General features: G+C 66.2%; 9 protein-coding genes. 2 read left to right on the forward strand and 7 right to left on the reverse strand.

Going from position 1 to position 9,362, the window contains the following annotated elements; genetic code table 11:
- Positions 1–171: 171 nt before the first annotated feature.
- From AC2VOP_RS09270 to AC2VOP_RS09300, 7 genes are read right to left on the reverse strand one after another with little or no spacing between them, the layout of a single operon-like run.
- The gene (locus AC2VOP_RS09270; RefSeq protein WP_486960682.1) at positions 172–1,653 is read right to left on the reverse strand and encodes a hydrogenase large subunit; all 1,482 of its coding nucleotides are present in this window, start codon (positions 1,651–1,653) and stop codon (positions 172–174) included.
- Positions 1,650–3,116, reverse strand: a complete 1,467-nt coding sequence (locus tag AC2VOP_RS09275) for a proton-conducting transporter transmembrane domain-containing protein (RefSeq protein WP_486960683.1) — start codon at positions 3,114–3,116, stop codon at positions 1,650–1,652. The genes AC2VOP_RS09270 and AC2VOP_RS09275 overlap by 4 nt, the downstream gene beginning before the upstream one ends.
- A gap of 11 nt (positions 3,117–3,127) precedes the next feature.
- Positions 3,128–3,784: a hypothetical protein gene (locus AC2VOP_RS09280; RefSeq protein ID WP_486960684.1), complete on the reverse strand. Its 657-nt coding sequence runs from the start codon at positions 3,782–3,784 to the stop codon at positions 3,128–3,130.
- Between the two features lie 4 nt (positions 3,785–3,788).
- Positions 3,789–4,748: a respiratory chain complex I subunit 1 family protein gene (locus tag AC2VOP_RS09285; RefSeq protein ID WP_486960685.1), complete on the reverse strand. Its 960-nt coding sequence runs from the start codon at positions 4,746–4,748 to the stop codon at positions 3,789–3,791.
- A complete protein-coding gene (locus AC2VOP_RS09290; RefSeq protein WP_486960689.1) occupies positions 4,745–6,688 on the reverse strand; it encodes a proton-conducting transporter transmembrane domain-containing protein in 1,944 nt (647 codons plus the stop codon). Before AC2VOP_RS09290 ends, AC2VOP_RS09285 begins: the two co-directional genes overlap by 4 nt.
- Before the next feature lie 29 nt (positions 6,689–6,717).
- Positions 6,718–7,197, reverse strand: coding sequence for an NADH-quinone oxidoreductase subunit B family protein (locus tag AC2VOP_RS09295; RefSeq protein ID WP_486960686.1), 480 nt, complete (start codon positions 7,195–7,197; stop codon positions 6,718–6,720).
- Positions 7,194–7,523, reverse strand: a complete 330-nt coding sequence (locus tag AC2VOP_RS09300; RefSeq protein ID WP_486960690.1) for an ArsR/SmtB family transcription factor — start codon at positions 7,521–7,523, stop codon at positions 7,194–7,196. Before AC2VOP_RS09300 ends, AC2VOP_RS09295 begins: the two co-directional genes overlap by 4 nt.
- Before the next feature lie 200 nt (positions 7,524–7,723).
- Here AC2VOP_RS09300 and AC2VOP_RS09305 point away from each other — a divergent pair, with 200 nt between their 5' ends.
- Positions 7,724–8,059 (forward strand): hypothetical protein, encoded by a 336-nt coding sequence (locus AC2VOP_RS09305; protein WP_486960687.1) that lies wholly within the window; start codon positions 7,724–7,726, stop codon positions 8,057–8,059.
- 117 nt (positions 8,060–8,176) lie between these two features.
- Positions 8,177–9,362 (forward strand): PPE family protein (locus AC2VOP_RS09310; RefSeq protein WP_486960688.1); only part of this gene is annotated, 1,186 nt, incomplete at its 3' end.

A 9,362-nucleotide genomic window follows, 5' to 3' on the forward strand; every position in this document is an offset into this window, starting at 1 on the left:
GCAAGCGCGGCGGAGCCGGGCGCAGCGGGTCACCACCCGACGACCCAGTGGTGACCGCAAGCGCGGCGGAACCGGGCGCAGCGGGTCACCACCCGACGACCCAGTGGTGACCGCAAGCGCGGCGGAACCGGGCGCAGCGGGTCAGCCTGCCTGACGCAGTGCGACGCATGGCTACAGGTCGTTACCTGCGTAGGACAGGTTGAAGCTTTTGTTGGTCAGCGGGAAGTCGGGGACGATGGTGTCGGTCATGGCTACTGGCAGCGCGGGCCAGTTGAACCAGGACGGGTCGACGATTTTGGCGCGAGTTATCACCCCGTAGGGATCGATTTCGACTCGGTGCACGATGGTGCCGCGCCATCCCTCCACGATCCCGACCCCACTGCTTGCTCCGCTCGCACCCGGCAACGGTTCGTCTAAATCGATCGGGCCATGGTGGGTCTCAATGATGTTGCAGGCCAGTGCGGTCGAAGCGGCGAACTCGTCGCGGCGGACGGTATAGCGGGCGAGTACGTCGCCGGCGGTTGCCTCTATCTCATCGACCGGCAGTGCGGTAGTGGGATGGTCGAGCCGGGCATCGGTGCGCAGCCTACTGGCACGTGCGACATAGCCCAGACACCCCAGCATGCGAGCGTCGTCGCGGTCCAACACCGAAGTCTCGGCGAACCGTTCGTAGACGATCGAGTTTTTGAGGGTGAGTTCGGCTATCTCGGCGATGTCAGCGGCCAGCGACCGCAACCGTTGTGGGTCGGGAAGTTCCCGCAGCATCACCCCGCCGGGCCGGATGGCATCCCGAAGAAGCCGGTGCCCGGTGGTGCGGGCGTTGACCCGCAGCAGTTGTTCCCGCACGTGTTGCGCGTGGGAGTTAGCCAAGCCGAATCCGACGTCGTTGGCCAACGCGCCCAGATCCGCAGCGTGGTTGTAGATCCGTTCAAGTTCGACGAGCAGGGCCCGTAGTCGATGCACAGGCTCGGACAGTTCGACACCCAACGCGTCCTCGACCGCGAGGGCGTGTGCCAGCGCATGACCCGCGGCGGTATCACCGCTGACCCGTTCGGCCAGCTCGACCGCGCCATCGGCCAAGCGTCCCTCGAAGAGTCGTTCGACCCCGCGGTGGACGAACCACAGCCGGATCTTGAGCCGCAACACGGACTCGCCCACCACCGAGAAACGGAAGTGGCCTGGTTCGATCAAGCCGGCGTGAATCGGTCCGACCGGGATCTCATACACCCCGGTCCCGTCCACGGTCAGAAACGGGAAGCGGTCTTTTCCGGTGAAGTCCGGGGGCGGACCGGCCTGCTGCCGCATCGGATACCAGTCGTCGGGCCAGTGGGCGTGTCGGACCAGCCGATGCGGGAGCGGATGGCCGATTGGGGTTATCCCGAACAGGTCGGCTATTTCCCGCTCAAAGCGACTGGCCGGAAACGACAGATTCGCAAGCGAGGGAATCGACGGTTTATGTGCCGGCACGGGCACGGTCAGTTCGACCCGTCGATCCGGCCGGCCAGCCAGGAAAAGGTACACCACGCGCAGCGCCTCGCCGTCGTCGTGCGCGGCGACCAGCCCGAGCCGGAATCCAGCTCCGAGTAGTTCCTCGGCGGCATCAGCTAGCTCATCACCGGTGACCGTCCGGCTGATCTTGTGCGCTGTGATCATCGCGCAGCCCACTGACCTGCGGCGGTGTCGAACAATGCGGCGAGGGGCCCGATGGTCACCCCCAGGATCACCGAGATCACGACACCGGCCAGCAGTGCGCCGGCCACCGTGCCGGGTACCGGGATCGCCGGTGCTTGCGGAGACGCAGCCCCGAACAAGATGTGTCCGGAGTTTTTGGTCAGCGCCGCGAACGCCACCACGACCAGCAGCAACGTAAGTCCCAGAGCCCAGGCCAGTCGCGCGTCGGCAAGGGATCGGGCGATCGCCAACTCGCTGGCGAACATCGCAAAGGGCGGCAGTCCGAGCAGCACGATGATTCCGGCTGCGAAGGTGGAGCCGACCAGCCGGGAGCGGGCCAACACCCCGGTGATTTCGGCGATGGTCGTCGAGTCGTGGGCGGCCTGCAGCTGGCCGCCGGCCAGGAAGAGCACGGTCTTGCCGACACCGTGCGCCAGCACGTGTAGCAGCAGCGCGGCGATCGCCAATCCGGTTCCCGCGGCGGCGGCGATTGCGATCAGGCCCATGTTCTCCATCGACGAGTAGGCCAGCATCCGTTTGAGGTCGCCAGTCACGGTAAGCAGTAGCGCCGCTACCAGCACCGTCGCCAGCCCGGCGGCGAGCAGCGCTCCGCGCAGAAACCCGGAGCCGACGGCGGCGTCGACGATGGGTCTGATTCGAACGAGCACAGAGAATGCCACCGACAGAAGCACCCCGCTCATCAATGCCGACACCGGTGCCGGCGCCTGGCTGTGCGCGTCGGCCAGCCAGGTGTGGAACGGAACCAGGCCCACCTTCGCGCCGTACCCGACGACGAGCAGCGCACCCGCGAGGCGGGTGATAGCGGGATCGAGCGTCGCGGCCTGCGTCGACAGCACGTCGAGATGCAGTGCGACTTGACTGCCTGCTCCGCTGTGGCGCGCAGCGAAATACATCAGGATGGTGCCAAGAAACGCGATGGCGATACCGACCGAGCAGATCACCACATATTTCCAGGTCGCCTCCAGTGCGGTTCGGGTTCTGCGATGTCCGACCAGAAACGCGGTCACCACGGTGGTGGCTTCGACGGCGACCCAGATCACCCCGATGTCGTTTGCCGAGACGGCGAGCGCCATGGCCGCAACAAAAGCCGGTGCGAGGGCGCCGTAGAGGTGCGCACCGCGGCGGTCGGTGTGCTGGTTGCGCAGTTCGGTGTTGATGTAGCCGATGCTGGCCCAGGTGGCCAGTGTGGCGACGATGCCGATGATGATCAACATGGTCGCCGAAAGTGCGTCGGCGCGCAGTACACCACCCAGCGCCAGGCGCTGTTGGCCGTCGAGCTGAAATCCCAGGCCGATCCCACTTCCGAGCACCACCAACGCCGATAAGACGGTGGCGGTCGCGGTCCAGGGACGCCAGCCTGCGACGACAGCGCAGGCGGCGGCGATCACCGGCGAGAGGATCGGCAGCAGGATCAGGAATGCCATCTAGTCCTCATCTAGTCCCGTAGTTCCTGCAGTTGGTCCAGGTCTGCGCCGCCAAACATGCGACGCAGCCGGCCGGTAAGAATCCCGAGCACAATCAGCGCGAACAGCACGTCCAGTGAGACGCCTAGTTCCACGATCGGCGGCACCCCGGCGGTAAGCAGGAACGCAACCGCTGTGATCCCGTTGTCCAGCATCAGGAATCCTGCCGCCTGAGAAATCGCATGCCGACGGGTCACCATCAAAAACAGCGCTATCAAGATTGCCGCAAGCGCGGCCGGCGCCGCCGCGGTCGTCGCGGTCGGCTGCAGGTGGACCACCGGCGAGGCCACCGCGAACGCCGTCACCACCAACCCGGTGGCGATCAGCAGCGACGCGCTGGTGTTGATCAGCGGCGTTGCTTCGCGCTGCTCTTGGCGTTCGACGCCGACCGCCCGCACCAGCAGCCACGGCAGGAGAACCGCGCGCACGGCGAACATCAACATTCCGATCCCGATCAGCTCCCAATCGTGGTCATGGGCGCCGCGTATCTCCGGAATCGCCACCAGCGCGACGCCCTGAACCGCGAGCAACCGCACGATCGACGGCAGGTCACGACGCCAGATGATCAACACTGCGGCCAGCAGCACGCCGCCGGCCGCCAAGTCGATCAGGCTCACATAGTTGGTCATCGGATCAGCTTTGGCCGGTGAAGAAGTTCGCCGACGTGACCGCCAGCAGCGCCAACAGAAACGAGCCGGCCAGCAGTTCCGGCACCCGGAACAGCCGCAGCTTGGCGATGAAAACCTCGGCGAAAGCCAGGGTGCTTGCGAACACGACGACCTTGACGGCAATCGCGGCGGTACCGATCAACACGGCGACGCCATCCGGGTGCACACCGGCTACGCCCCACGGAAAGAAGAGGTTCGCCAGCAGCGCCAACAAAATCGTGAGCCGCATGCCGCCGGCCCATTCGACCAGGGCGAGCTTCGGGCCGGCGTATTCCAGCACCATCGCCTCGTGAACCATGGTCAGCTCGAGGTGGGTGGCCGGGTTATCCACTGGCAGCCGACCGGTTTCGGCGATGATCACGATCGCCAGCGCGACGAACGCCAACACCCCGGCCAGTGAGATCACCTGCCCGGGGTTGGCCAGTGAGTTCGCGACGATGGCTCCGAGGTTGGCGGAGCCGGCCGGGATCGACAACGCGAACACCGCAAGCAGGATGGTGGGTTCGACCAGCGCGGCGATGGTGATCCCTCGGCTGGCACCCATTCCGCCGAACGCCGCGCCGGTGTCAATGCCGGCCAACGCCAACGCCACAGTGCCCAGGAACAACAGCCCGACAACGGCGACCAGATCAGCCACCGGATCCAGCGGTGAGCCGGTCGCAACCAGCGGGGCGACAGCAGCGATCAGCAGGGTGCTGCCCGCCAGCACCGCCGGGGCCACGGCGAACACTAATGTGGTGCCCTCCGGGATGATCGACTGTTTGCCCATCTGCTTGCGCAAGTCCCGCAACGGCTGCAGCACCCCGGCACCGGACCGGCCCTCGGCGCGCGCCCTGACCTGGCGCATCACGCCGACAACCAATGGCGCACCGATCATCACAGCGCCCAGTTGGATAACGCCGGCGAGATAAGACGTCGCGGTCATCGTGCTGCCAGCAGGACGATCAGCACTCCGAGGGCACCGTAGGCCAGGTAGAGGTGCACGCTTCCGGTGTGTGCGGCGCGGATCAGCCGGGCGCAGCCCGCCACCACGGCCAACAGCGGGCGGTATAGACGTTCTTCGATGACATCGGTTGACCGCGCCCGGTAAGCGATCCTGTCGACCAGGTAGCGGGAGCTGGCCAGATGGACGACCTCGATGTCGGTGTCGGGCTGCAGTAGATCGTCGAAGACACGTTGCAGCGGCTGCGCGAACGAGGTCGCGGTGTACTGCATGCGTGGGCTCAGTTCACCGGCGCCACATCCCCACAGCGGCAATGTCACTGGGTCCGGGCGGTGACCGCTACGCCAGCGGGTAAAGGCCACGACCACCAAGGCGGCTATGCCGAGCGCACCGGCAAGCAGACCAGGGCCCACAGATCCATCGAGGCCAGGCAGCCGCAGAAACGCGCCGAACCCTACACGACCACCGTCTCGGGCGGCGGGCAGCACATCCAGCACACGGTTGAGCACCGCGGCGACCACGCCCGGGGCCACGGCCAGCACGACGCATCCGATCGAGGCCAGTGCCATCGCGGTGGTCATGCTGGCGGGTGCCTCCCGCGCACTGGCCGCAGCATCCGAGCGGGGACGCGCCAGGAATCCGATGCCGAACGCTTTCACCATCGCGGCAATCCCGAGTCCTGCGGTGAGTGCCACAGCCCCAACGGCCAGTGGCATTGCCAGGTCAACGACAGCGTCGTGATCGGCCCCGGTGTGGATGAGCGACTGTACCAGTAGCCACTCGCTGACGAACCCCGCACCCAGCGGCAATCCGGATGCTCCGATTGCAGCGACGCCGAAAAGCATCGTCGTAGCAGGCATTCGGCGAGCAAGTCCGCCAAGCTGATCGAGGTCACGCAGGCCGGTGGCGACCAACACCGACCCTGCACCCATGAAGCCGAGGCTTTTGAACGCAGCGTGTGCGATCAGGTGCAGCAGCGCCGCGGTCATCGCGACGACGGCGGCCGCGCACGCGCCGCTGGCCGACAGCAGGGTCGACAAGCCGAGCGCGAGCACGATCAATCCCATGTTCTCGGTCGTCGAATACGCCAGCAGCCGTTTGAGATCGGTGGCCACCGATGCCTGCAGCACCCCGTAAATCGCCGATGTGCCACCAACGACCAACAGCGCTACCCCCCACCAGCGCGGGCCGGGGGCGAGCAGTTGCAGATCGACGCGAATGATGCCGTACACGCCCAGATTGACCATTGCCGCGCTCATCAGCACCGACACCGCGCTGGGTGCCTCCGAATGCGCCCACGGCAGCCAGGCATGCAAGGGCAACAGACCCGCCTTGGACCCGAACCCGGTGAGGGTCAACACGAACACCGCGGTCCGTACACCATCGGGTACCGCCCCGATATCGGCGAAGATGTCCGTCCCGGCCGAGGCTGCCAGCATCATCATCCCGAACAGGATTGCGACGAAACCTAATTGGGTCATCACGGCATAGACGATGCCGGCGGAACGAACCCGGTCGCGATCGTGGTCGGTCAGCAGCAACACAAGCGACGTAATCGCCATCAACTCCCAGCCCCACAGGAATGTGGCCACCGACCCGGCGGCGGTGACCAGCAGCAGCGCACCGACGAACACCGGCAACACCACCAGCGGGACCCCGCCTAGCTTTTCCCGGCGGGCGTACCCGATCCAATAAACGCCGACGAGAGCCGCGGCCGCACCGGTGATCACCATGAAGAAACCACCGAGCGGGTCGATCGCGAGCTGCAGGCCAGCCAGCGGCAGCAACCCGCCGATGCGAACCGGCGGCGGCGGGGCGAACAGGCCGGTCAGCCCGGACCCGACACCGGTCGCCCCGACCGCGGCGGTCGCGGCTCCGCTGACCCACACGACAGCAGATCTGCGTGCGGTCGATGCGGCGATGTCGCCGGCGGTGACGGTGACAGAAGCTGTCACCGGCCGGTCACCGACCGTAACGCGGCCACGATCTGATCGGGTCGCGGCGGGCAACCGGGGATTGCGATGTCGACGTCGACCACATCGCCGACCGCGCCAGCCACCCCGTACGCATCGGCGAACACGCCGCGGTTGAGTGCACAGTCACCACAAGCGATCACCATGCGGGGCTCGGGGGTGGCAGCGACGGTATTCCGCAGCGGCTCCACCATGTTGCGGGTCACCGCGCCGGTGGCCAGCAGCGCGTCGGCGTGTCGAGGCGACGCGACCAGCCGCGCACCGAATCGCTCGGCGTCATAGACCGGGCTGAACGCACCCGCGATCTCGATCTCGCAACCGTTGCAGGAGCCGACGTCGACGTGGCGCACCTGTAGCGACCCGCGCACCCAGGCGGGCGAGTCGGCCGTGACAGCCGGCCCGCCGTCTGCCGGCTCAACGATGCGCCCGACGCGAAAGATGCGGCTGAGCCAGCTCACCGCGCGGCTCGCAGATCATCTAATATGGCCGCCTGGTCGCTGAGCAGCCCGGCCAACACCTTGCGCGCAACCGCCAGCAATTCGGCGATCGTGGGTGAGGCGATGGAGTAAATCACCGTGCTGCCTTCCTTGGCCGTCACCACGACACCCGCACGCCGGAGCACCGCCAATTGCTGGGAGAGGTTCGACGGCTCCAACCCAACCTCGGGCAACAACTCACTGACCGTGCGATCACGTTCGACGAGTAGCTCAAGCAGCCTGATCCGGGCCGGATGACCCAGGGTTTTGAAGAACTCCGCCTTGAGTTTGTAAAGCGGCTCCGACATGTCAGGTGCCCGACGGCTTTCCGCGCTGTCGGGTGGGAGCTCGGGCACGCTGACTGACGTTATCAGGAGAATGCATGTAATTAAAATTTCTTCAACTGTTGGGACCCGGATCGAGAAGGGAGCCATGGCGCACGGTTGCCAGCAACATCAACGGTAAAAGGTAGGCATCTCACAGCATCGGTGGATGGAGGCCCTACCAAGTGCGCATTCACCACAATGACGAACTCGACGACGCCGTCCCGTGGCTGTCCGCGTTGCTGCACGGAGCGGATAGGGACGGTGCTGCGCGCGACATGGTGAAGGCCTTTGCCAATGAGGTGGCTGGCCTGGTTGAAAGCCTTGGGCGGCTTGCTATCTCGTCGCTTACAGATCAGGAGCCGGCTCAGCTGGCTGCCGTCGTCCCCGCGCGTTTGACCCAGCCGAAATATGTCGGAACCGGTCGCGGTAGCCAGGGAACTTCCAGCTACTACCAGATGAATTTCCAGACAGCACCTATACGCTCCGCCGCGTGTTCCGTCGTCGTGCTGGCTATGTGACTGCGTTCGATACCGGGAGCGAACGCCGCATGAACCCACCGGCAGTTCACCCAGGCGGTTGTTCGCCGTGGCGCTGTTGATGGTCGTTGTCGCGGATTATGGAAGAGGTCACGCGGTATGGATTTTGGGGCAGTCCCGCCGGAGATCAATTCGGCGCGAATGTATTCGGGCGCAGGGCCCGGGCCGATGCTCGCGGCGGCTGAAGGCTGGGACGCCTTGGCGGCCGCACTGTATTCGGCTGCCTCGTCGTACGCTTCGGTGACATGGGATCTCGTCAGCGGTGACTGGCATGGTCCCTCGGCGGCGGCAATGGGGGCCGCAGCCAAACCTTATGCCGCGTGGCTGAGCCGGACCGCCGATCAGGCCCAGCAGTCTGCGACGCAGGCAAAGTCGGCAGCGGCCGCCTACGAGACCGCGTTCGCGGCCACTGTGCCGCCGCCGGTGATCGCCGCCAACCGCAGCCTGTTGGCGACCCTGATCGCGACCAACCTGCTGGGCCAGAACACCGCGGCGATCGCGGCCACCGAAGCGCACTATGCCGAGATGTGGGCCCAAGACGCCGCCGCCATGTACTCCTACGCAGGGGCGTCGTCCGCCGCGACCAAGCTCACCCCGTTCACCGAGCCGCCGCAAACCGCGAAGGGGGGCGCGGCGGCCCAGTCGGTAGCGACGGCTCAAGCGGTCGGGTCCAACGCCTCGACGCATGTGGCGCAGCTGACGTCGTTGATGCCGAACACATTGCAGAACATTGCAACCGCAGCCACCGCCAACCCTTTGAGCAACGCATTCACGGGGCTGGTCAATCTCTATTCCAAGATCACGGACGTGGTCCACACCCTCACCGGTCCCTACACCTTATTGGGATTATTGGCCACCGGTCCCGCCGGCTATTGGATTCTCGCGTCGGGGTTGTGGGGTATATCGCATAACACTGCGGGCGTCGCCGCAATACTTAGCGGCACGCCGCCGATCAGCGGAGTGCTGTCGCCGCTGCTGGGCCCGATGTCAGGTGGCTTCGCGTCGTCCGTGACACCGATCGGTCCGCCGGGTTTCGGCCCGGGGGTGGTGACGGCCAGCATGGGCCGCGCGGCGTCGGTCGGCGCATTCTCGGTGCCGGCCGGGTGGTCCTCGGCCGCACCGGAAATCAGGACTACCGCGGCACTGATGTCGGCTGGGGTAGGCGACGTCGCGCCCGCGATGGCGGCGGAGAGTCAGTCGAGCCTGCTCAGCGAACTGGGGCTGGCGACCCTGGCCGGGCGGGCGATGGGAGGTCCCGCGGCAGCCTCCGTCGCCGGCGCCAACG

This window comes from Mycobacterium sp. TH-M106 (assembly GCF_057473765.1).

Bases quoted from the DNA above. Each gene is read 5' to 3' on its own strand.
- AC2VOP_RS09270 (WP_486960682.1), bottom strand. From the start codon at position 1,653: ATGATCACAGCGCACAAGATCAGCCGGACGGTCACCGGTGATGAGCTA.
- AC2VOP_RS09300 (WP_486960690.1), bottom strand. From the start codon at position 7,523: ATGTCGGAGCCGCTTTACAAACTCAAGGCGGAGTTCTTCAAAACCCTG.
- AC2VOP_RS09280 (WP_486960684.1), bottom strand. From the start codon at position 3,784: ATGACCAACTATGTGAGCCTGATCGACTTGGCGGCCGGCGGCGTGCTG.
- AC2VOP_RS09275 (WP_486960683.1), bottom strand. From the start codon at position 3,116: ATGGCATTCCTGATCCTGCTGCCGATCCTCTCGCCGGTGATCGCCGCC.
- AC2VOP_RS09285 (WP_486960685.1), bottom strand. From the start codon at position 4,748: ATGACCGCGACGTCTTATCTCGCCGGCGTTATCCAACTGGGCGCTGTG.